The organism is Phyllobacterium sp. SYP-B3895, from assembly GCF_009647635.1.
GTDB classification, from domain to species: domain Bacteria; phylum Pseudomonadota; class Alphaproteobacteria; order Rhizobiales; family Rhizobiaceae; genus Phyllobacterium; species Phyllobacterium pellucidum.
The window spans coordinates 654,210-676,204 of sequence record NZ_WJIG01000001.1 but is presented as its reverse complement, the minus strand read 5'-3'; the positions used below and the strand labels follow the sequence as shown (position 1 = coordinate 676,204).

Here is a 21,995-nt window from a genome sequence, read left to right as displayed (position 1 = left end):
CTTTCCCATTCATCGAGGCTTTGGCAATCGGTCCTGCACCGATCGCGCTCTCAACTTTATTTTTCAAATCAAAGAGGTTTACATGAAAACTTTGAACGTCCAGACATTTAACACTGCCACGCCTGAACAAGGAGGTAGTCCATTATCCGTTTCCATAGGATCCCATAACTTCTCGAAGCAAGGCAGAAAGGGCAAGTCGGCCAGCCGCCATCTACTGATCGGCTTCGATACCGAATATCAGTCAATCGCTCCAGTGATGCGGGACGATATTGAGGGGAAGAGGGCTCGGAATGAAATTCTTTCCTATCAATATAGCGTAAAGCTAGTGGAAGCTGACGCTGAGGCGAGCGAGCCGCCTATCATGACTTCAGGAATTATCATTCCCGAAGAAAATCAAAGATTGTTTCTCAACGATTTCATAGTCGCTAGTGTGGGCGCGCTGGTCCAGAAATATCCCGACATCATCCTTCCAAGCGACGCTTATCTCATTGGGCATTTCACACGAGCCGATCTGCCGGCTTTCGAAGGTTTCGCAGATCATGCACGTAGACTGTTGTCCAACGTCCGCAGCACTTTTGTCTCTATCGATACATCGCAAAAGCTAGCGATCATCGATGAGAAGGGGAATGACATCGGTGCACTTAGCATCCGGATGCGAGATACGATGTTGCTGGCTCCGGCAAATGCTAAATCACTGGCCGCCATCGGAGATATTCTCGGATTCCCGAAGGTCGAGTTGGCTGATAGCCCGGAAGAAGAGCTTCGTATCAAGGAGAATATGAAAGACTATAGAAAAACGAACTGGGACGAATTCCGCGAGTATGCCATTCGGGATGCAGAGATCTGCGTTGCATACGGGGAGCGAATTATTCGACAGAATCAAAAGCTGTTCAATGAATTCAAAATGCCTGTAACGCTGACGAGTTTTGGTCGGAAGCTAGTCTTCAAGGGTTGGGAAGAAAAAGGGCTCGACCCTATGCAGATTCTAGGAAGAGAGGAAATTGAGACCCAGAAATATAGCAAGAAACTGGGTTACTTTACGAAACACACGCAAAAACCCTTTTTAGCCAAAGTACATATCAGGCAGGAAACTATCACCGAGTGCTTTCATGGGGGGCGTAATGAGCAGTACATTTTCGGTATCGCCGACGAGGGTGATTGGAATGATATTGACCTAAGCTCTGCCTATCCTACGGCAATGTCCCTAATCGGAACGCCCGATTGGGACAGTGTGCGCGAGATTGATCAGATTGAAGAGCTTAATATCGATGATCTTGGCTACGCTTGGGTCGAATTCGAATTTCCTAGATCGGTCCGCTTTCCAACCCTACCCGTGAGGACGGCCCACGGAATTATCTTTCCTCGTAAGGGTGAGTCATGGTGTGCCGCCCCAGAACTTTTCCTAGCAAGACGCCTTGGAGCCGAGCTCAAAATCAAAACCGCGATCATTGTCGATACGGACAAGACACAGCCAATTTTTACAGATTTTAATCGTACCTGCATCGAACATCGAAATAAATCTGAAAAAGGCACGTTTGATAATCTGTTCTGGAAAGAAGTGGGCAACAGCACGTACGGAAAGACTGCCCAAGGGCTGCGAGAGAAGCGTGTTTACGACCTATATCGGGACAAGATGGTGGGATTGCCACAAAGTGAACTCACCCAGCCTTTCTTTGCGGCCTATATCACATCGTACGTGCGCGCAGTCCTAGGGGAGCTTCTGAATGGATTCCCACTCGGTGTCAAAGTGTTCAGCGCTACTACGGATGGGATGCTAACTAACGCAACAACCGAGCAAATCGAAATAGCAAAGGCAGGGCCCCTTTATCAGTCCTTCCGAGATACTCGAGAGAAGCTAGTAGGCAGCGATAGTGCGCTGGAAGTTAAACACCAGATTAGACAACCTTTGGGGTGGAGGACACGCGGTTCGGCAACATTGAAGAAGGGGGCCGGCAAGAACAATATCGTCATTCAGAAAGGAGGGCTAAAAACTAAGTCCCTTCTCAATATCGATCAGCAGAATTCCGTGGTCGTGGAGTTGTTTTTTAATCGCTGTCCGGGGCAACAACTGGAATACGAGTCTGGGATTGGGATAAAAGATATGATGCGGCATAGCGCCGACTTTGTTTTCCGGAGGGTTGTGAAACGGGTTTCCATGGAATTTGACTGGAAACGGCAACCGGTGAATGCGGCTGACCGATCCGTTGTGTTTAACGAAAGGGAATATACACATTTGTCGTTTGAGACAGAACCGCTCGAAAACGAAGATCAATTCAACGAGGCCAGGAAAGCCTGGGAGAAGTTCAACATCAAGCCGTTCAAGTGTCTCAAAACAAAACGAGACCTTGAGGAGTTCCAGCTTTACCTAGAGACAAACTCAACGCCCAACTTGGACAGGGCCAAATATTTGAGAAAGACAAACGGCGATATCGACCGCATCAGAAGAGATTTGTGCCGCGCCCTCAAACACAGCAAGGCAGGGTTTGAGTTGGTGGCCGCGAGGCAAGGAAGAGTGTCTCATGCAAGCTTTCAGTCAGCTTTGCAGGAATGTGGCATCGAGTGCAGCATCGCTGATATTGACAATGGAAGACGAGCCGATTTCAAAGCGCATCAGTCCTTTCGCACGGAAAAGTCTCTCCGAGCGCTGGAGCTGCTCAAGCAACACCATTATCCTGAGTTGGATGTAGAGGCTTTCCTGGAGCCACTTCGGTGAAACACCGAAGTGGAAACGTACGCCGCCTTAGTCAAAGCCCGTCGATGGGTCATCCAGGGATACGATACATTTCCCTGGTGCAACCCGGCCCCGACAGCCAACATAAATATCGAAATAGGTCAATCCCCGCTGTCAATACAAGCGCCATACCGGTATTTCAATATTTATCTCGCCTGCCGAGAGCCGACAACGAATTTCTTATTTTACATTTCCTCCTAATTGATTTAAATAATGTCTACGCAGATACTGGCATCCAATTATCATAAATCTGTAATTGTTGGCCTCCTCACACCCATATACAACTTTGACGGATACAACGTGTATCAAGTCTTCATCTCATATTCAGATATCCGGAATGCGTCTCCAGATTTCGAGATAGTTTTTAACTGTCTGAGGGAAAAACTTGCCACCGTTTCGTGTCCTAATGCCTTTCGAATTCAAATTTCTAGACAAGTGACTTAAAGACTGCTCCTTCCAATTGCTATCTAGGTATTCAACCAATGTTGAAGCGAACGCTTCAGCCTCAACCTTGTTCGTTGACGCCAATACCGACCCGTTTAACCCCAACTTCTTCCCTTGTCTCTTCGCTTGAGCCAAGGCGGCCTTAGTCCTCTCAGAGATCAGTCGTCTTTCCTCTTGGGCCAAGGCAGCGAAAATATGAAGCTGAAAATCCGTTGCATTCGGCATTTCCGCGACAACTAATGGAACGCCCTTTTCCATCATCGTGGCGATGAAACTGACCCGCCGTGAAAAACGGTCGAGCTTCGCAATTAGAAGCGAGGCATTCGTCTTTTTGGCAAAAGTCATAGCCTTAGTCAGTTCGGCACGTTGGTCATTCCTGCCAGATTCAACCTCGACGAAGTCAGCGATCAGATAACCATTTGCTTCTGCAAATGTCTCGACCATCAGCTTTTGAGCCTCTAAACCCAACCCCGATTTGGACTGTTTTTTTGTCGAAACGCGGTAGTAAGCGACGTATTTCATCGATCTCCTTCAAACATAAACGCTGGTTTATGTTTGAAGGATCCCCTCCTAGGAATTGAAAGACAACATTTGAAAGGTTCGCTGAACTGAATGCCATCGTAAAGCGTGCTCTAGAGAGGCTTGAAAGCACAACAAGAGAAGCTACATCGGCGGCAGCAGGATGGGGTAGAACTCGCCCGAAACTCAAGAGCGGAGCCTAAACCTACCAATCACGCCTTGCGGCTTCGTCATCGAACTGCTGCGCTTCAATCTCATATGAGCGTGCAATGCGTGCAAGGACTGCGGCCGTTCTCGGTGACGTCAGACGAATAAGCGTTGCCATGCCGCGATAGTATTCGACTTCCTCTCTCTCTAGCGCACCACCGTCAAAGAGACCGCGAGAGGTAACGCCACGCTTGTTGCGAGTGCCGATGTAAAGGCCCGTCTCGACCCTCTCACTCTTCAGCCGTTCAATGGCCGAGCGCACGTCGCTATGCGGCCAAGTACCGTCTGTATCGCTTGGTGAGTGCGCAAATAGTTCGCCAATCTTTTCGTCTGCAATTTCACCCCGCCCCACCGCTCCGCAGAGGCTGCGGGCTTTATTGAGCCACAAATTAAAAACATTAGAGTCGATTCGATTTCCCGATAATCCTGGCAACTCGCGCCAGTTGTGCAAGAGGGTGTTGGCATGGCGAGCGAGTCTTCGAACAGTTTCGCTCACGTCATCGTCGTCTGATTCCGCTGGACGAGAGTTCTTTTCCCGATACATAAGGCAGAGAATTTCTTTGAAAAACTCTGGGCTAGTGCTCAATTGACGGACAAGCATTCGCGGAGGACGTTTTGAGTTCTCCAATACTTTCAAGTAGGCCCACTCCAACCGACCCAACTCAGCTTGGTTGAATGACTCGTCCTCGTCAAGTTGGTGGAACATGTGTTCCACGTAGTACTGGAGCATCACACCATCGTTTCCGCGGGAATGTTCGGAATTTTCCGAGGCAAGGATGCTATCAAGCACCTCCACTATTAGCTTAGATCCAGCCTGGTTGAGATGATGATGCATTAGCTCCGCAGCATTGTACGGTCGTCCGTTTGCAACAAGTTTGCGGACGACCCACCCAAGCCCTCGACTCTTCAAATCTAGCTCATGTGGCCAAACTTTCCGCCAAAATAGCTTTTGAACCTCGTCAGAGGATGCATCTAACCGCCGATATAACTCTTCTTCCTTGGGCAAAGATGCCATAACGAGGGCGACGCTGGTGTCCGGCCATCGCTCGGACATGGCCTTATCCAAGAGACGGGACACCAGATTTCTTGCGCCGTCACGCCACAGGGTATTGATTGCGCCTGCGGCGATCTGCTGGCCAGTGCTATCTCCTGGCGCAAGTAAGTCAGACCAAACGTCCCAAATGCGTTTGTCGCCTGCCACATCAGCAAGAGCTACGCCTACTAGGTGGGGGTTGATGGTTGAATCTGAATTGGCGAAGTCTCGCACAAAAATCAAATTCCCATGAGCTGACAATTCGCCGATGGCATCTCTTCGAGCTGCACGTGAGAGCCGCTCTTCCTCGCGAGAATCGGTTCCGGGCGGATGAATTAACGGGGCGTTATACTCTCTAAAAAGCCAACCCGTTCTGGAGAATGGATCGGTTGGCTCCAACGAGTCGTAGGCAGCTTGAAATGGAGCAAGCTCCACGTCAGGAATCGACCAGCCCGCCTCTGAAAACTGTCGATTTCGGTGAAGCTGCTGTCGTAGTTTATCGCGAAGCTTCTCCCGATGGGTAGATGACATCTCTGCGGCAGCTGCTGACAACTGCTCGGCCAAGGCGGAACGGAAATCGGATGGGAAATCGGTGAGGCGATCCAATACCTCGTCCCAGCGCGCATAATCATGCCCCACGCCTTCGAGAATCCACCGACCAAGTATTTCCGCGGCATTACGAACTGTGCCATTGGTGACTATTTCTCTCGTTCCGAACGAATCGAAAGACCTCCACATTGGTGTAGGTGTATTCGTAGCGTTGTCGTGGCCCTGTGGATACAGAGCCATCGTCAATCGCCACATGGCGTCCGGATGCTGCGAACGCATGGCGTCAAGAATGGCCATTCTTTCCACCAGCGGAACATTAGTCTGGGGGAACCACGTCAGATAGATGTGCCGGAGAGAGTTTTCTGGACGATTTAAAAGACTATCCTGCTTGGGGTCCACATCTCCAAGCCTAAGAAGTAAAGACGTGACCGTCGGTAAATATTCCGCACTCCAAGCCAACATCTCCATCGCCCAAAGTAAGTTCGAATGTTGAGTACTCCTTCCAAATAGACTGTCGTTGTCCGCCTCAAAAAGCGTCATCACAGGCATCTTATGTGAGTCCAGACTCGTATCTACGGCTTGCAAAAATTCTTCGGGACTCGCCTCAGCAAGTTCCTGCAGAACTGGAGCAAGAGCTCTCCAACGGCAACTGTCAGCATCCTTTAATAGATTACGCACAATCATCGAGGCTTGGTGTTCAAGTCCCCGAACGTTTTTTTGGACGGAACCGAACACTCCAAAGAGAATGAGAGTTTCGACAATACCCTGCTTGAGTTCCTCGGAGTACGTTGGGGGACGCTTCGTAAACCAATTTGATGTCTCATCGTCAACAGGATCTGGGTATGTTAGGACGGACATCGCCGCCTCTTTGAAAGCCTCGACGTCGGAAGATATAATATACCGAGCCAGCCGGAACCACGCGTCGCGGGGCGAAGCCACTTTCCAAATCGACCCTATGCGTCGTACCGGGCTTTCAGGCGATGCCAGTGCTGTGGTTAGATTCTCCTGCACATTTGGATATGGAATGCCAGCGAGAGTAGACACGAGCTTGCGGTCGAGTTCGCTGTCATCACTCCACGCGCCAGCGAGCAATAGAGGCAGGAATGCTCGCCCTCGGTCCGGTCGCGCCCAAGGTGGAGGAAGCAAGCCTGGCGCAGCCTCCATCAATCTTCGGAGAACAGTTAGGCTGCCAGCCGCATCGCGGGCTAGGTTATATACCCGCTCCTCGTCCTGTCGTGTATGGTCGTGCGGCAGCATGGACTTCAACTGATCGGTTAGTGCATGGCGCCCAATTCGTGGCAACACGTTAACCGCGTCGGGAACTGCGATGCTTGATCCGAAGGCCTGAAATACATGATGTCCCTTGCTCAATAGCAAGTTGCCGACTCCAGGGTCGACCTCGGAGAGTACTACGATAAGCGGTACGGGGACGTTGGCTATTTCCCGCGCCATTTCGGGCGTGTCGACAACCACCACGCGCGACTGGTACGCATCCGAGACTTCCTGCGGATACTCAGATAGCGACGCATACAAGAAAGCTATTGCCTCACTTGTAGACTCACCCTGCATCCCAAACGCCGACGCATCTTCCTTGAGCCACCGATGTATCTTAGTCGATTGCTCGTCGCGACCCGTTAGGATCAACTGCTCCGTGAGTGGGATCGCGGTGGAATACGCCCATTCCTGCCAAGCGTCTGCTAATAGCCGAACTCCAAAAGGCACACGACCCAACTTCTGCGCTAGCCACAGAGAGACGGAAGGAGTTTGTTCGAGCAGTTGTGCAAGATCGACACCGTCGATTACACGCACTTCACGAAACACCCCTTCTTTCCTACGTTCTTCAACCCATTCGTTCTTCGCACCCCAATATCTTGGTGTCGCGAATACGTATGCTAGTTCAGCCGGGACAATTCCTTCATAACTCTTTGCACGGTTGCGGAAGTCACTATCGGCCTTCTGACGAATGTTCTGGTTTACTCCAAACTCCCAGCCGGCCAGACCACTTGGGATTAGTGCATCTTCCGCTTTTAAGTTGGTCTGCGCATCCCAACCTTTCAGTTGTATGGCACCACCTGACGGAAACCTAATCTGTGCTCCGTAACCAAATCTAGCGAGCATCAATCGTCGCATCAGTTCAGGAAAATCTTCACGAGCGGAAATTCGATCTGCCCATGAGTTAAGGGTCGTTTCATCAACCCACCGAACGGGGCGAAGTTCCGTCCCGGGCACGCGACTATGTATAGCAAAGGTTGGAAGCGGTCCGACAATCGCGCCGCCCAATGCAAACGTGATGCCAGCACTTTCAAATCCAGCTCGCATGGCATCAAGGTTATTTGTGACGGGGACCCGAGCACCGCGCTCGAAGTCGGCCACAGTAGACACACCGACTCTCGCACGTTGAGCAAGATCGGCCTGCGACCAACCAAGCAGGGCGCGAGCCGCACGGGACTGAGCGCCTGAAAGGGTTTCTATGTTTGTTTCTTGACCCGACGTCATATTTTATATATGACATAGCTCAATATACGCCGTCAACCTTACTCTTTTGCAGTCGGAAGGTTCAAGTGATGAATTTTGACCAAATAGAGGTGGTGTTGACGAAAGTACTGGCGGTGAAAGCCTCGGGGCGCATGGCCATTTTCGCTGCACTCGTCATTGTCCTTGGGTGAGCGGCCTCCTTATTCTAATGAACATTATGGGTTAGGCCTTCTTAAAAAGCCCCGTTGAACTGGAGTGAGGCTCGTTTACTCGGGAAGAGCGAACAGCATCGGCAACGTCGGAGACGATGGTTCTATTTTTTTTGAAATCGCTTTTTGATTTGGACAGAGATTGCTTCCAGTTGAGGATCAAATGTTCCTCCAACCGCCGCAGCGCGGGTTTTGTCCAATGCAACAACGACGTCGGCCAGTGTGTCACAAATGATGGCTTGCTTGCCTTTTGCGAGTTCCAGTGCGTTCCGTCCATATTTGATCGACAGAACCAATTTTCCATCTTCGTCGACCCACCACCAACGGCCGCGAGGGTTTCGTCCTTGAGCCGTCTGCTCAACAAACGCAATCTGTTTATCTATCTGTTTAACCAGTCGTTTTCTTCGTAACGCCCAAGAATCTAACTGAGGTTTTTGGCGTGCTGCGCTAAGCTTCAATCCATCTAGGGACATCGACCATCTCCTTTTATCTAGAGGAAGGGTCCCTTCAATCGCAGGTGAAAATCAACGTCGTTCTATTCAGATGGCACGGGGCAGGACGCCGGTGCAAGAATCGCTGCGCTTAAAAAAGCAGCGGCCCTGAGCGTTGACAGAAGCGGATCAGTTACCTGACCCGCTTCCGTCCCCGGTCATTTAATAGCTCTTTACGGATCGAAACCGGTGCTTCATGCAGCCGCCCCGTGCTTTACGCAACACCTCAGAGAGCGTGGGTGCGTTTGATTGAGGGGTTGCCGCCTGGGACCTTATTTTCTGAAGAACTTCCGGCGGTGCTGTGCGTTGTCCCGGTGTCTTTTGTGTCGGTGTTTGCATGTTTGTCACTCCGTTCAGAACAACAAATCGTGCCCCCCGGGCTTCGGCTGGGGGTAACTTTGAAAAATGCGCCGCCAGACCGCTTGGCAATTGAGCTCAAGTGGCCGACGGCGCAGCACGTGTCAGTCTGACGCCAATCACGCAGCCCGGTCGCCCATGACCTGCCGCTGCGGCGAACTTTCTCCAGCGAAGGTATTGCCCGCACCGCTAATTGCGATCCTGCGTGGCTTCATCTCTTCTGGAATTTCCTTCTTGAGTTCGACGATGAGCAACCCCGTGTCGAGTTGGGCATCCGTTACGGTCACATGATCGGCGAGCTCGAAGCGGTGAATAAACGGCCTCAGCGCCAACCCGTGATGAAGGTATTGCACCCCCTCTTTGTCTTGTAGCTTATCGCCCTTGATCACCAGTAAATTTGGTTCGTGGGTGATAGTCAGTTCATCTTGTTTGAAACCGGCCACCGCTATGACGATCCGATATTTGTCTTCGCCAAGTTTGACGATGTCATAAGGCGGCCATTTGTCCGAACCCTGGGGTTGGGCAGAGTTTTCAAGCAGGTTGAAGATACGGTCAAAGCCGACGCTCGACCGATAAAACGGGGAAAAATCGACGTTGCTTCTCATAGCTAGGTCCTCCTTTGAGCAACATAGAAATGAGGGCGCCAAGAAGCTTGGCGCTCCCTGACTGTCGGCCCACTCAGTGCAACCGACGGGAACAAATTTGGTAATTCAGCAGCGCGCCGTCAAGATTTGCTGTGGGGTCGATTAGAAAAAATGACTCTGAAACGACCCCAGGCTCGAACCCAACTGACGCAGGCAGTTTGCTTAGCGTCTAGCGGACGATACAGGCAGGGAAGCAATCGTCGGGCAAAGCTTGCGATGAATACAGTCGGGACATCTGTATCCAGGCTCGCATTCCAGACCAGCGCCAGTGACGATGGTGAAGAGGGCGCGTTACTTAGGTGCGGCGCTGAAGCCGCCGCCCGAAAAGCGTGTAGCCATAATGCGCAAGGCAGGCGAACAGCCCGACGATGGCGATGTGGTTCGCAAGAAAAGGCAGGGTGGAGAAGCTGGGAAATTCCATCGACAGCTGCATCAGAAGCTTCGACACAACGCCTTCTTCAAACAGGGCATAAACACCGGCAGCGGCGATCGTTGCAGCAAGTCCGCGTAGGACGGACGTCCGAAGCAGGCTCGGGCCTTGGATGCCAAGCCTGGCCCGCACTATGCCCATGATGAGCGTCCAGTGCATGCCCAGATGCACCGCCGTGATCAGCAGTACCACATAGGCGACCGCCACATGGACCTGCCGGGCGGTGAATGTGCTGTTGAGCGGTAGGAAGCTGAACACGCTCTGCGAGATGATGACGCTGGTCACCAGCAGCGTGAGCATGCTGGCGAGGAGCGACAGGTTGACGGTTTTGGTAATGATACCGCGCGCCGCGCCGCGACCCTTGGTGATCGTGCCATACCAACGCCGGTTGAAGATGTTGTGGGCGACGAGTAGCAGGAACATCGCGGTGCCCATCATCTCGTGCAGCGCGTTCCCGGACCAGTAGTAAGCCATGGCGCCAAGCAGCAGGCTCGCCGCTACCAGGTCTAGGAAAAGCCGGACCAGGAACAGCGGCTTCACGGCAGGTACGACAGCAACCGGTCGTGGCTGAACATGAAATCGTTGCGCGCTGCACCCTGGTGACACGACATACAGCGGTCGGCGATGTCGGTGCGGCGCACCTGCATGTTGGGTTCGAATTGCTGAAAGTGCCAGTCGCCGGTACGCTGCTCCTCGGGAAAGTCGAGCCCCCACTGTTCGCCCTTCTCCATCACAAAATAATCGGTCAGGGCGTCGTTGCTATAGATCTCCAGCACGATCCGCGTGCCCGGCGGTAACGGGTTGCCTGCTTTTGCTGTCTCGATCGTTTCCGGCAGTGCATAGGCCAGCTCCCCACCTGTGCCACGTCGGTAATCGCCATACATTTTCATCTCAGCGAAATCGGTCGGGAAGGTGACGCGATTAGTCTGGGCAATGGCGGAAGTGGCGAAGGCGACAAGGCAGATCAACGCTGCGAATGGCGTCATGCGGGTCATTGGTGGGCCCCTTTTCGGTGTTGGTCTGGATCAGGCTGCGACGGACTTACATGTCGGCATATAGTGGATGACCAGCCCTTCGATTAGGCGCTATAATGCGCATGACCTAATCGATGGTGCGCATAAATGAAACGAGACGATCTTTATGACCTGGCCGCTTTTGCGGTGGTGGCCGAACAGGCGAGCTTCACGCGCGCAGCCGCGGAACTCGGCATGTCGCAGTCGGCGTTGAGCCATGCGATCAAGATGCTCGAGGAACGCTTAGGCGTACGCCTGCTCTCCCGCACGACGCGCTCGGTATCTGTCACTGACGCGGGCGAAACACTTCTTCGCTCGTTGCGCCCGGCCCTTGACGATATTGCGCAGGGAGTGGACGCGATTGGCGCGCTTCGCGGAAAGCCGACCGGTACGGTTCGCATCACGGCCACCAAACATGCCGTGTCAACCGTGGTCATGCCGGCGATGCCTGCCTTCCTTGCGGCTAATCCCGATATCGAGATCGACATGATCGTCACTAACGACCTTATCGATATCGTTGCCGAGCGCATTGATGCCGGCATCCGCTTCGGCGACATCGTTGAAAAGGATATGATCGCGATCCGCATCGGCGCCGATATCCGCCTGGCGGTGGTGGGCGCACCCTCCTATTTTACCGAACACGGCGCTCCGGCTACCCCGCGGGACCTGGCCGCGCATAGATGCATCAACTACCGGCACATCCGCACAGGCGGGATCTACCCGTGGGAGTTCGCCGAGGATGGACGCCCTTTCCAGGTTCGGGTGTCGGGCCAGCTGACGTTCAGCAATTCCGAATTGCTGCTGGAAGCGGCGCTAGCAGGACAGGGGCTCGCATTCGTCTATGAAGACGAGGTGCTCTCGCACATCGTCGCGGGACGGCTCGCTCGCACACTTGAGGCTTGGTGCCCAACATTCCCGGGCTATTATCTCTATCATCCCAGCCGCCGGCAGGTCCCCCCAGCGTTGTCCGCCCTAATCGGCGCTTTACGCTACCGCCCATAGGCGCTTTGCAACCAGTTACTCCAAAGGCGATCCTGCATTTATGCATGCAGTCGATTAGGCCATGCGTATTTTAGCACATAGTCGATTACTCTCTCTTGGTTTAACTATCGGCATAAAGCTCGAACAGTCCCACACTACTTAGGCGTTCGCCGGCAGGTGAGGCCATTCTTGGAAGGAGACGAAGATGAACGACGTTACGCAAACAGGTGTTTTAACCAAGCATGGCGTTACTCGCCGCAACTTCTTGGCAGCGACAGCCGCCGCCAGCGCACTTACTGCGGCAACTCCAATCTGGGCGCAGTCGTCCGTCGCTTCGGCGAAGCTCAATCAATCAACAGGTACAAGTACTGCTATGGACACACGTAAACTAGGAAAACTGCACGTCTCCACCTTGGGTGCGGGGACGATGAGCGTCAGCGCCAACTATGGCCCGCCTGCGAACATTGCCCAGGGCATAGCAGTTATCCGCGCTGCCCACGCGAACGGGGTCACGTTCTTCGACACGGCCGAAGTCTACGGTCCCTACACCAGCGAAGAACTGGTCGGCGAAGCGCTTCAGCCGATCCGGGGTGAGGTCGCCATCGCAACGAAGTTCGGCTTCAACCTTTCCGGTGATGGCGGGCATCCGCTCGACAGCCGCCCGGCGACGATTAAGAAAGTTGTTGAGGCGTCGTTAAAGCGCCTGCGTACTGACCATATCGATCTGCTTTACCAGCACCGCGTCGATCCGAACGTTCCGATCGAAGACGTGGCCGGTGCGGTCAAGGAGCTGATCCTGGAGGGCAAGGTCCTGCACTTTGGTCTCTCTGAGCCGGGTGCCGGCACGATCAGGCGCGCACATGCCGTGCAGCCGGTCGCGGCGGTTCAGACCGAATATTCCTTCATGGAAAGAGACGTCGAGACCAACGGCGTGTTGGATGTCTGTGAAGAGTTGGGGATCGGCTTTGTGCCTTGGGGACCGGTCGGCATGGGCTATCTCACCGCCCGCATCAGCCCTTATGCGCCGTTCCCGAGTAACGATTTCCGCGGCACCTTCGACCGTTTCAGCGAAGCCAATCTGACGGCTAACTTGCCGATCCTCGCTTTGCTAAAGCAGTTCGCCGACAAAAAAGAAGCCACCCCTGCTCAGTATGCGCTGGCTTGGTTGCTGGCCAGGAAGCCGTTCATCGTTCCGATCCCGGGCACACGCAGCCTCGATCACTTGACGGAGAATTTGCGTGCGACCGCGTTCACACTGACGCCAACTGAACTTCGAGAGTCGGATATCGCCTTCGCTGCACTGAAGGTGCATGGCGGACGGATGAATGCGATGCAGATGGATTTCGTCGACACGACGGCGGCCTAACTAGCCGAAGCTAACACAGTTCGCGACAAGCAGAACGGCGGCCCCGGGGTTGCTGTTCTTGCCTGGCTGAATGGAAAGCTACGACACCGAAGGAGGATGATGTGAGCGTGTGGTTCATTACGGGTGCCGGTCGCGGTATGGGAGTGCACATCACCAATGCAGCCCTTGCTGCGGGGCACCAGGTCGTCGCGACCGGTCGCAACCCTGACAAGGTAGCGAAAGTGTTCGAAACGTCTGACAATTTGCTTGTGCTCAAGCTGGATGTCACCAGCCCCGCCGATGCGGAAGCCGCGGCACAGACGACGATCAAGCGCTTCGGCCGTATCGACGTAATCGTTAACAATGCTGCCAGCTTTTATGCCGGGTATTTCGAGGAACTGTCGCGACAGCAGATGGATCTGCAGCTGGCGACCAGCCTCCTCGGTCCCATGAACGTAACGCGTGCATTCTTGCCCGACATGCGCAAGCAGAAAGCCGGCCGCATCATCTCGATCTCATCGACCGCAGGCCTCATCGGCTATGAGTTCTGCACGGCCTACTCGGCATCGAAATTTGGACTCGACGGCTGGACGGAAGCCCTGCAGGCCGAAGTGGCGCCGTTCGGCATCGAGACCATGATCGTCAATCCCGGCTTCTTCCGTACCGAGCTGCTGACTGCGGAATCGACGCAGTATGCTGACAACACGGTTGATGACTACCGCGAACGCAGGATGCAACAGGAGGCCTTCTGGACCGGCGCCAATGGCACACAAGGCGGTGATCCTGCCAAGCTTGCGCAGGCCCTGGTCAAGCTCGACAAAGAGCCCGCACTTCCACGGCGGTTCCTCGCCGGTGCGGACGCCATCGCCACAGCCGAACAGAAGATCGCGACGTTACAGAAAGAGATCGACGCCTACCGCGCATTGTCGAGTTCGCTGGCGTTCGACGCGTAGGCACCCAGCATGTACGGCCACCCGCAGGTTGGAAACGCAAATAGCGGCAAAGCCGCTTATAAGGCAACGTCCACTGGTCGCTGTGGCCCGGGGCGTTAAGGGAGGTATTATGAGCCGCAACATTATACTTGTAGATCCGCTGCCGCGGACACTGGTTCAAATCATGGAGCCGAGCGTTCGTGCCCGGTTAGAGGCACTGGGTGAAGTCGTGATTTCGGAAGATCACCCAATGGATGATGCGCAGATCGAGGAATTGCTCCCCCATACAGTCCTGATTTTTGGTCAGACGGCCATGCCCAAGGAACGGCTCGACCGAGCTCAAAAGCTCAAAGCCATCATCAATGTCGAAACCAATCTGCTGCCCAACATCGACTACCAGGTGTGCACCGAGCGCGGCATATGGGTGATTACACCGGCTTCCGCTTTTGCGGCGCCGGTCGCGGAAGCGGCGCTGGGGATGGCCATTGACCTGTGCCGCAACATCACCACGGCAGACCGCCAGTTCCGCGCCGGCACCGAAGGGTGGGGACTTGCAGGGAATGATGGGGTGTTTCGTTTCGGCGGCGCACCGATCGGCATCATAGGCTTCGGCGATCTCGGTCGGCAGCTGCGCGATCTGGCGCGGCCGTTTCGCAACGTCGTGCGCGTATTCGATCCCTGGCTTCCTGACCAGATCATTGATCGGTCGGACTGCATTCCGGCCGAAATCGAAACGGTCTTTCGCGAGAGCCGTGTCGTGTTCGTGTTCGCGAGTGTGACCAGCGACAACGAGGGGTTCATCAACAAACGCCACTTCGACCTGATGCGGTCAGGCTCTGTATTTCTGCTGATGAGCCGGGCTGCCGTCGTAAATTTTCCCGATCTACTTGGAGCAGTGGAATCCGGGCGTATCAGCGCTGCTGTCGACGTGTTCCCCAATGAACCCGTCGCTCTGGACGATCCTGTGCGCCGGATGGAGGGATTGCTACTGTCGGCCCACCGCACAGGTGCGACGCGCGATGCACTATTTGCGATCGGCGAAATGGCGGTGGCCGATGCCGAGCTCATTATAAAAGGGTATCCTCCGCAGCTCTCCCGCCGGGCTGATCCGGCGACAGCTAGTCGACTCCGCTCCAAACCTGTGTCGATGACATAGCGGCGATTCCGTGGTTTGATTTGGCACGTCAGTAACGCTCGACCTCGTCGAGCGTTACGTCGTCTGGCCTGTGATCGCAGTGCTGCGTCGTCCAGATTGAGCTGCGCTTACTCTGCAGTAGCCGGTGTCCGCTTTAAGGTGATTAGGACAGAATTCTGAGGGGCAGACATGCAGGCGCGGCGGAGCCGTCTTTCAGTAATAGTGGCTTCCATGTCCGCAATGGGCCAATAGCGACCATTTTGGCGACGAATCTGAGATCGTTTTTTTGACTTTCAGGTTCGTGAGGAGCTAAAATCTCCGCTACAACCTAGGCGGGATGGGGCCGGTCGCCACAATGATGACGAGATACCTACGGGGAAACACTTCCGGCGCTCGTAGGCAGCTGGCCATTCATGGGGTTAACCCGCTGGAAGGAGTGGCAGTTCGCAGAGTAGGTATGGTATTTTAGCTTCACGAGTGGGGGTCATGGATTGGTGGCCATCCTGTTTTGCGCGGAACAGCTAAGCTTCAAGCATTTCACTCTGTGAAGTTGATGGACCACTTCACAAGCCGCCTATCGTTAAAAACACCATTATTAATGATCGCTAATTCTCAAACTTTCTAGCATCGGCGATTTTATGAGATTCCTTTGATCTAGGGAAAATTTGTATGTCCTCCGCCACCTGTAATTTTTCATTGTTGAAATCTAGAAACTTCGAGGTGTAGGAAGACAGGACCGAAGGCCGTAAGCGATCGGTTACAAACGACGTCATGGGCTGAATATCGATGTCTCTGAGATCAAATTTCGTGAACTCCCATTCGATTTGAATTTCATTGATGGCCGATTTAAATTTCTCAGTCAGGTCAGCAGGTAGCATCCAAATTGTGTGAAGGTGAACGTTTTCAACGTCCCCCATTGCTAACCAATACCGAGTTCCATTTGCATCCGCACAGGCAATCATTTTTGGAAGGCGATCTCTGTTTTTTTCATCCATGAACCTCCTACCGATAAGCCGATTACAAATCACATTGTAGAAATGGTTGACGTTCCAAAATTCGATTGATCGAGGAGTCTGATTGTCATCGTGGAAACTTCGCTTACGCGAAGCAACTGCGTTGGAGTCGAAACTGAACGTTATGAAGAAGCCGTTTTCCTTGGAGTACCCTTCGAATGTATCTGTTTCAGATTTATGTTTGCAGACGTAATCGGTCATCACTTGGTCAAACCAAAATCCGTATGCATTATTGAATTTATTAGACAATTTCTGTTCTCTTAAAATTTTCATAGAAATATAAACCACCAGATTTTCAGGTGGTTTGCCAACTCAAACATCGAAGATAATTGTGAGGGTCTTTACACAGCAGAATTGTATTCGATTATCGATTATTTATCGGGAACCGACGCGGTTTCATCGCTCCAATCAATATTTTCATATTCGTTGATAGGAAACGATAGGCCTTCACCGCTGATATTTCCAGCAGCATCGACTGTGACTTGGGTTACAAAACGCGTTGGGTCGTCAGTATCGACAATCACCTTCCTGGCGACACCATCGGCGAGCACCACCTTGAAACTACGATTCTGCCGCCCAAACTCGACTTGAGTATCATTTATATGGGACAGAAGTTGGTGTTGATATTTTTCGTCAACCTCGGATCGTTTCAATAGGCTTTTGATTTTGTCGATCTTCGGTTTGTCCCCCTCAGGTGCCACGGTCAGAGTAGTTATTATAGACCTAAGTTTCTTCGATACCGCTGCGCGTTTGCTGGCCAAGTCCTTGCCTACCCCGCTTTGTAGGGCAACGATTTGCAGTTTGATCTCTTCAGAGCTGAACGATGAGTCGCCGCCGAGTTGTGATAGCCTTTCTGCAGCCTCTTTTCTGAGGGATGTCTGCTTTGCGATATCGTGTTCGCATTCGTCCAGCTTAAGTCTAAGGAAATCGGTAGGAACAGAACCTATCGTATTGTAGGTCTGGTCCCTTCGAAGCTCTAATTCGCGAATTTTCTCATCGATCGATCGCAAATTTTCTTCGATAATAACCCGGTCAGATTTTCGCTCAGCGCTGCGTAGCGTAGCTTCTAAATCGATCTCTCTAACGAAGTACAGCAGGGATGTCTCAAAGTCCGAGTACTTCCAACTAGTAGCTATGCAACCGTATCCCCGGACGGAATTGGTGCATCTCAGGTAGTGCCCGCCCTTGGGACCGGGTCCTTTGTTGACAAATCTCATCGGGCTGCCGCAGTAAGCGCACTTGGCTAAGTGACTAAAAAGGTTACGGTTTTCCGGACCTCTTCTGCCGGCGCCTTCGACTAAACGCCCGCGCCTTTCGGCCCGAACTCGCAGAAACAAATCTTCAGAAATAATCTGAGGAAAATAATTCGGGACTGGATCTCCAGCAGGTTCTGCAATGCCGTTGACATAGCGATGAGGTTGAAACTCACCAAGAACAGCTCGGTTGCCCAAAATCTTGCTGACGAAAGACTGATGCCAACCTTGAGATTTTCCAAAAGTCGAAATATTTTCCTCGTTAAGCTTCTTAGCAATTGCATACGAACCATAGCCAGCGTCGGCTTCGCCAAATATTCGTCTTATTGTGACGTCCCGATCGGAGACGATTTTATAGGACGCGCGGTCTTCCGTTAACTCGAGCCACGAAGGACAGACTCGCGTCATCTTTTGGGTTTGAAGTTTATTTCGCTTCTGTTCCCAAGCCGCCGAGACTCTGATGCTCTTAGTCTTAGACTCTTCATGAGCCCTGCTGAGCACGACCATGGAATAAAGCATCTGCTCGAAGCTGGCTTCTCCAGCAGGATAAAGACGCTCATCCGCCAGTGTTACGATGTTTATTCCCGACTTTATGATTTGTAGAAAAAGTGGAACAGAGTCTATGAGATCCGCTCTGCTGATGCGGTCCAGCGATTCCACCAAAAGATATGAGCCCTTTTCAATCTGTCCTAACTTTACGAGATTGAGAAAAACTCCTAGAGACCCGCTTTCAGCGTTGGCTCCCTTAAACGCCGAGACACCAATGTCCTCCAGATGGAGATCCTCAATCAGGTTAAGGTTGTGCGTCAGAGCATACTTTGCCGAAGCCTCTTTCTGACGACGAAGGCTATCGCCTTTAAGTTGGATGTCTGTCGACATGCGAACATAGGAATAAGCAAGCGGTTTTGACAAATTGGCCATCTCAGCAGAATACAGCTTTTGTATTTAATTGGCCACAGAATGTGCATGCCCATCTTGCCGGGCGCGATCATGACCTGCACATCGACGGGCTGCGCATCGATACCCTGGAAGGCGACCGTCCGAACACGGGTGACCATGATTTCGTCCTTGAAAATGCGGGCATGAAAAGAGCTGAGTGCAATGACGCAACATCAGCACATTTCATTCCACATCACAAGAACATTAAGTGAACGGTTCAGGCGGGGAGCCTTAATCGCGCTTGGCCTCGACGGCATCCCAGAACAGCGCGGCAATGTCGGCGCCGCCGAAACGCTTCACCTCGCGCACGCCGGTCGGGGAGGTCACGTTGATCTCGGTCATGTAGTCGCCGATCACGTCGATGCCGACGAGAATGAAGCCGCGTTCGCGCAAAGCCGGTCCGATGCGCGCGCAGATCTCGCGTTCGCGCTCGGTGAGTTCCGTTTTCTCAGCCCGGCCGCCGACATGCATGTTGGATCGCGCATCGCTATCCGACGGGACACGGTTGATTGCGCCCACGGGTTCGCCGTCCATCAGAATGATGCGCTTGTCGCCGGCCCGCACGTCCTTCAGGTAGCGCTGGGCGATGATAGGCTCGCGGAACATCTGGCCGAACATTTCGAGCAGCGAGGTGAGATTGCGGTCACCGTCGGCAAGGTGGAATACGCCGGCGCCGCCATTGCCATAGAGCGGCTTCAGAATGATGTCGCCGAACTCCTTGCGGAAGGCGACAATCTCCTGAGGATCCTTGGTGATCAGCGTCTCCGGCATCAAATCCGGAAACTCGGTGACGAAGATTTTCTCGGGACTGTTGCGCACCCAGGCGGGGTCATTCACAACGAGCGTCCGCGGATGGATGCGCTCGAGCGTATGCGTCGTCGTGATGTAGTTCATGTCGAAGGGCGGATCCTGGCGGAGCAAGACCACATCCATCTCCGACAGGTCACGGCGGATCGGCTCACCAAGGGTGAAGTGGTCGCCTTCGACATCGCGGACGCTGAGTTCCTCGATACGCGCCGACACGACGCCGTCGCGCAGGCTGAGCCGGTCGGGCGTGTAATGGAAGAGAACGTGGCCCCGCTTCTGCGCTTCAAGGCAAAGCGCGAAGGTCGTGTCGCCGCTGATCCGGATCGATTTGATATGGTCCATCTGGACCGCGACTTGGAGTACCATCGAACGTCCCCTAAACGAGCAGGAAATGCTCACATGGCGATGTCACGTTCGACGGTCAACGTCAATCCCATGATACGCCAACGCCGTTGGCGCATGCCTGCTTCCGGAGGCCTTATCAGAGCTGGGCCATGCAGATGTTGGTGTGTCCCTGCCCGACGAAGCCGAGCCGGTTGGCCGCACCCTTGGAGAGGTCGATCACACGGCCTTTGATGAACGGCCCACGATCATTGATGCGCACGACAATGGAACGACCATTGCGCTGATTGGTAACCTTGACCTTCGAGCCGAAGGGCAGGGTGCGGTGAGCGGCGGTCAAATCGGATGGGTTCATCCGTTCGCCGGATGCAGTCTTGGAACGCAAGGCATACCAGGAAGCGCCGCCGCAGGCTGAGCCTGCGTGTGCTGAAACGGCGCCGAGCATGAGGAATAGCACCGATGCCGAAAGGACGGTGCGGATGCTTGCGATAGATACCATGGTGATGTTCGCACTTGTGGTAGCCCGCGGCAGAACTGCCGGACTGAAGACACACGCATTGAAGATTGACCCCCGGGCAAGTAGATCACGGCGTGAGCGAGTAATTGCTTCTATTTTGGAGAAATGTGGCCCTGAGGTGGCCCGCCAAAGCAAGATCGGCCGAGATCAGCCGTGAAGAGCAGCCAAGTTACTCAAAAAGCTTGTCTTAATATGATTCAAAACGTGATCGGAAATGCTTCTCTATGGAAAGGTATTTCTGCCTGTTTGGCAAAATATGGCGATAATGTGATGGATATTCACCGGATTATTGCGCTCTATTTGCCCAGCAGGACGAGCCGACTCATGAATATGGTTAAAATGGATTAACTATAAAGAACTAGAACGCCCCGGCTTGGGAAAGCCGGGGTGCAATATTTGGTAAAAAGTGATCGCTTTTAGACGAGAGCTTGTGGATCAAGGGCGTGAATGATGCCCCTAAGTTCGGCAAGGCCGCGCAGGCGGCCGATGGCAGGGTAGCCAGGGGTCACCTCCTTGTTGAGATCGTCGAGCATGCGGTGACCATGGTCCGAGCGGAAGATGATGCTGCGCGACTTGTCGCGTTTGCGGTCCTCGGCAAGGAGTTCGCGCAAGACAGCCACCATATCGACGTCGCCTTCGAGATGTGCTGCCTCGTGGAAGGTGCGGCCATCGCCCTCGCGCGTCGTTGCCCGCAGATGGGCAAAGTGAATGCGGTCGGCAAAGCGCCGCGCGATTGCGGGCAGATCGTTGTCGGCGCGCACGCCAAGGCTGCCCGTGCAATAGCACATGCCGTTGGCGGTCGAAGGCACTGCTTCGAACAGCGCGGCATAATCCGCCTCCGTCGAGGCGATGCGCGGAAGTCCGAACAGCGGGCGCGGCGGATCGTCGGGATGCAGTGTCAGCTTGACACCGAGATCATCGGCGACGGGTGTCACGGCCAGCAGGAACTCGATGAGGTGCTGGCGAAGCTTGTTCGCATCGATACCCGAATAGGCCTCCAGCTTGTCGCGGAACGCCGGAATCGTCAGCGGCTCGGTGGTCGAGCCGGGAAGGGCGCTGGCAATATTGCGGGTAAGATCAGCGATTTCCTGTGCGCCCATGCCGGCATAGAGCTCGGCCGCAATCTCCTGGTCGGCTTGCGAATATTCACCCGCGGCAGCATTGCGTTGCAGGATGTGCAGATCGAACACAGCGAACATGTTGTGGTCGAAACGCATGGCCGTGGACCCGGTCGGCGTGACGTAGTCGAGTTCGGTGCGGCACCAGTCAACAACGGGCATGAAGTTGTAGCAGATGACCTTGATGTCATTGGCCGCGAGAGCTTCCATACTGGCGATCCAGGCGGCAATTTCGTTCTTCGCCGTACCGCCTGTCCGTTTCACGGCGTCGGGAATTGGAATGCTTTCGACCACTGACCAGGTCAACTGCGAGCGGCCGTCCGGCGTCGATTCGATCATGGACTTGCGCTCTTGAACCTGCGCTGAGGTCCAGGCTTCGCCGATCGGTACGTCGTGCAGCGCGGAGACGATATCGGTCGCCCCGGCCTGACGCACATTATCCAGCGACACGCCCGCCTTCGGGCCAAACCATCGCCATCCCTGACGCATGCATTCCTCCGTAGTGTGTTTT

General features: G+C 53.7%; 16 protein-coding genes and 1 pseudogene. 5 read left to right on the top strand and 12 right to left on the bottom strand.

The genetic code is table 11. The features are described 5' to 3' along the window. Positions 1–82: 82 nt before the first annotated feature. Entirely contained in the window at positions 83–2,713 is a 2,631-nt protein-coding gene (locus GF108_RS03195; protein WP_153666835.1) for a DNA polymerase, read from the top strand. Between the two features lie 342 nt (positions 2,714–3,055). On the opposite strand, the gene GF108_RS03190 is transcribed toward GF108_RS03195, so the two are convergent. The 6 genes from GF108_RS03190 to GF108_RS03165 all read right to left on the bottom strand — a co-directional run bounded on the left by GF108_RS03190 (position 3,056) and on the right by GF108_RS03165 (position 11,084). After that, positions 3,056–3,697 carry a recombinase family protein gene (locus GF108_RS03190; RefSeq protein WP_153666834.1) on the bottom strand — a complete coding sequence of 214 codons (642 nt, stop codon included), beginning with the start codon at positions 3,695–3,697 and terminating at the stop codon, positions 3,056–3,058. A 202-nt stretch (positions 3,698–3,899) separates the two neighbouring features. Further along, positions 3,900–7,979, bottom strand: a complete 4,080-nt coding sequence (locus tag GF108_RS03185) for a helix-turn-helix transcriptional regulator (RefSeq protein ID WP_153666833.1) — start codon at positions 7,977–7,979, stop codon at positions 3,900–3,902. A gap of 292 nt (positions 7,980–8,271) precedes the next feature. Beyond that, complete coding sequence (locus GF108_RS03180) at positions 8,272–8,640, bottom strand: hypothetical protein (protein ID WP_153666832.1); 369 nt, start codon at positions 8,638–8,640, stop codon at positions 8,272–8,274. 494 nt (positions 8,641–9,134) lie between these two features. Further along, the gene (locus GF108_RS03175; protein ID WP_153666831.1) at positions 9,135–9,620 is read right to left on the bottom strand and encodes an Hsp20 family protein; all 486 of its coding nucleotides are present in this window, start codon (positions 9,618–9,620) and stop codon (positions 9,135–9,137) included. A gap of 334 nt (positions 9,621–9,954) precedes the next feature. Continuing rightward, on the bottom strand, positions 9,955–10,629 hold the full coding sequence (locus GF108_RS03170) for a DUF4405 domain-containing protein (protein ID WP_370462059.1): 675 nt from the start codon (positions 10,627–10,629) through the stop codon (positions 9,955–9,957). Next, positions 10,626–11,084 (bottom strand): cytochrome P460 family protein, encoded by a 459-nt coding sequence (locus tag GF108_RS03165; protein ID WP_153666830.1) that lies wholly within the window; start codon positions 11,082–11,084, stop codon positions 10,626–10,628. Before GF108_RS03165 ends, GF108_RS03170 begins: the two co-directional genes overlap by 4 nt. Positions 11,085–11,210: 126 nt before the next feature. Here GF108_RS03165 and GF108_RS03160 point away from each other — a divergent pair, with 126 nt between their 5' ends. The 4 genes from GF108_RS03160 to GF108_RS03145 all read left to right on the top strand — a co-directional run bounded on the left by GF108_RS03160 (position 11,211) and on the right by GF108_RS03145 (position 15,516). Continuing rightward, entirely contained in the window at positions 11,211–12,104 is an 894-nt protein-coding gene (locus tag GF108_RS03160; RefSeq protein ID WP_153666829.1) for a LysR family transcriptional regulator, read from the top strand. 184 nt (positions 12,105–12,288) lie between these two features. Then, the gene (locus GF108_RS03155) at positions 12,289–13,449 is read left to right on the top strand and encodes an aldo/keto reductase (protein ID WP_153666828.1); all 1,161 of its coding nucleotides are present in this window, start codon (positions 12,289–12,291) and stop codon (positions 13,447–13,449) included. 101 nt (positions 13,450–13,550) lie between these two features. After that, positions 13,551–14,381 carry an SDR family oxidoreductase gene (locus GF108_RS03150; protein ID WP_370462058.1) on the top strand — a complete coding sequence of 277 codons (831 nt, stop codon included), beginning with the start codon at positions 13,551–13,553 and terminating at the stop codon, positions 14,379–14,381. 109 nt (positions 14,382–14,490) lie between these two features. After that, the gene (locus GF108_RS03145; protein WP_153666827.1) at positions 14,491–15,516 is read left to right on the top strand and encodes an NAD(P)-dependent oxidoreductase; all 1,026 of its coding nucleotides are present in this window, start codon (positions 14,491–14,493) and stop codon (positions 15,514–15,516) included. Positions 15,517–16,100: 584 nt separating this feature from the next. On the opposite strand, the gene GF108_RS03140 is transcribed toward GF108_RS03145, so the two are convergent. The 6 genes and pseudogenes from GF108_RS03140 to uxuA form a co-directional block, all read right to left on the bottom strand. Then, on the bottom strand, positions 16,101–16,490 hold the full coding sequence (locus GF108_RS03140; RefSeq protein WP_153666826.1) for a hypothetical protein: 390 nt from the start codon (positions 16,488–16,490) through the stop codon (positions 16,101–16,103). A 389-nt stretch (positions 16,491–16,879) separates the two neighbouring features. Continuing rightward, a complete protein-coding gene (locus GF108_RS03135) occupies positions 16,880–18,673 on the bottom strand; it encodes a recombinase family protein (RefSeq protein ID WP_172982558.1) in 1,794 nt (597 codons plus the stop codon). A gap of 44 nt (positions 18,674–18,717) precedes the next feature. Continuing rightward, positions 18,718–18,819: pseudogene (locus tag GF108_RS22645) on the bottom strand (ATP-binding protein); the annotation flags it as partial. 112 nt (positions 18,820–18,931) lie between these two features. Further along, complete coding sequence (gene gshB, locus GF108_RS03125; RefSeq protein ID WP_153666824.1) at positions 18,932–19,873, bottom strand: glutathione synthase; 942 nt, start codon at positions 19,871–19,873, stop codon at positions 18,932–18,934. A gap of 115 nt (positions 19,874–19,988) precedes the next feature. Further along, the gene (locus tag GF108_RS03120; RefSeq protein ID WP_051614846.1) at positions 19,989–20,294 is read right to left on the bottom strand and encodes a septal ring lytic transglycosylase RlpA family protein; all 306 of its coding nucleotides are present in this window, start codon (positions 20,292–20,294) and stop codon (positions 19,989–19,991) included. Between the two features lie 488 nt (positions 20,295–20,782). Further along, positions 20,783–21,973 carry a mannonate dehydratase gene (uxuA, locus tag GF108_RS03115; protein WP_153666823.1) on the bottom strand — a complete coding sequence of 397 codons (1,191 nt, stop codon included), beginning with the start codon at positions 21,971–21,973 and terminating at the stop codon, positions 20,783–20,785. Positions 21,974–21,995 lie beyond the last annotated feature (22 nt).

What these genes read in the sequence shown, in the direction of transcription:
- GF108_RS03195 (WP_153666835.1), top strand. Translation starts at nt 83, where the DNA reads ATGAAAACTTTGAACGTCCAGACATTTAACACTGCCACGCCTGAACAA.
- GF108_RS03190 (WP_153666834.1), bottom strand. Translation starts at nt 3,697, where the DNA reads ATGAAATACGTCGCTTACTACCGCGTTTCGACAAAAAAACAGTCCAAA.
- GF108_RS03185 (WP_153666833.1), bottom strand. Translation starts at nt 7,979, where the DNA reads ATGACGTCGGGTCAAGAAACAAACATAGAAACCCTTTCAGGCGCTCAG.
- GF108_RS03180 (WP_153666832.1), bottom strand. Translation starts at nt 8,640, where the DNA reads ATGTCCCTAGATGGATTGAAGCTTAGCGCAGCACGCCAAAAACCTCAG.
- GF108_RS03175 (WP_153666831.1), bottom strand. Translation starts at nt 9,620, where the DNA reads ATGAGAAGCAACGTCGATTTTTCCCCGTTTTATCGGTCGAGCGTCGGC.
- GF108_RS03165 (WP_153666830.1), bottom strand. Translation starts at nt 11,084, where the DNA reads ATGACCCGCATGACGCCATTCGCAGCGTTGATCTGCCTTGTCGCCTTC.
- GF108_RS03160 (WP_153666829.1), top strand. Translation starts at nt 11,211, where the DNA reads ATGAAACGAGACGATCTTTATGACCTGGCCGCTTTTGCGGTGGTGGCC.
- GF108_RS03155 (WP_153666828.1), top strand. Translation starts at nt 12,289, where the DNA reads ATGAACGACGTTACGCAAACAGGTGTTTTAACCAAGCATGGCGTTACT.
- GF108_RS03145 (WP_153666827.1), top strand. Translation starts at nt 14,491, where the DNA reads ATGAGCCGCAACATTATACTTGTAGATCCGCTGCCGCGGACACTGGTT.
- GF108_RS03140 (WP_153666826.1), bottom strand. Translation starts at nt 16,490, where the DNA reads ATGGATGAAAAAAACAGAGATCGCCTTCCAAAAATGATTGCCTGTGCG.
- gshB (WP_153666824.1), bottom strand. Translation starts at nt 19,873, where the DNA reads ATGGTACTCCAAGTCGCGGTCCAGATGGACCATATCAAATCGATCCGG.
- GF108_RS03120 (WP_051614846.1), bottom strand. Translation starts at nt 20,294, where the DNA reads ATGCTCGGCGCCGTTTCAGCACACGCAGGCTCAGCCTGCGGCGGCGCT.
- uxuA (WP_153666823.1), bottom strand. Translation starts at nt 21,973, where the DNA reads ATGCGTCAGGGATGGCGATGGTTTGGCCCGAAGGCGGGCGTGTCGCTG.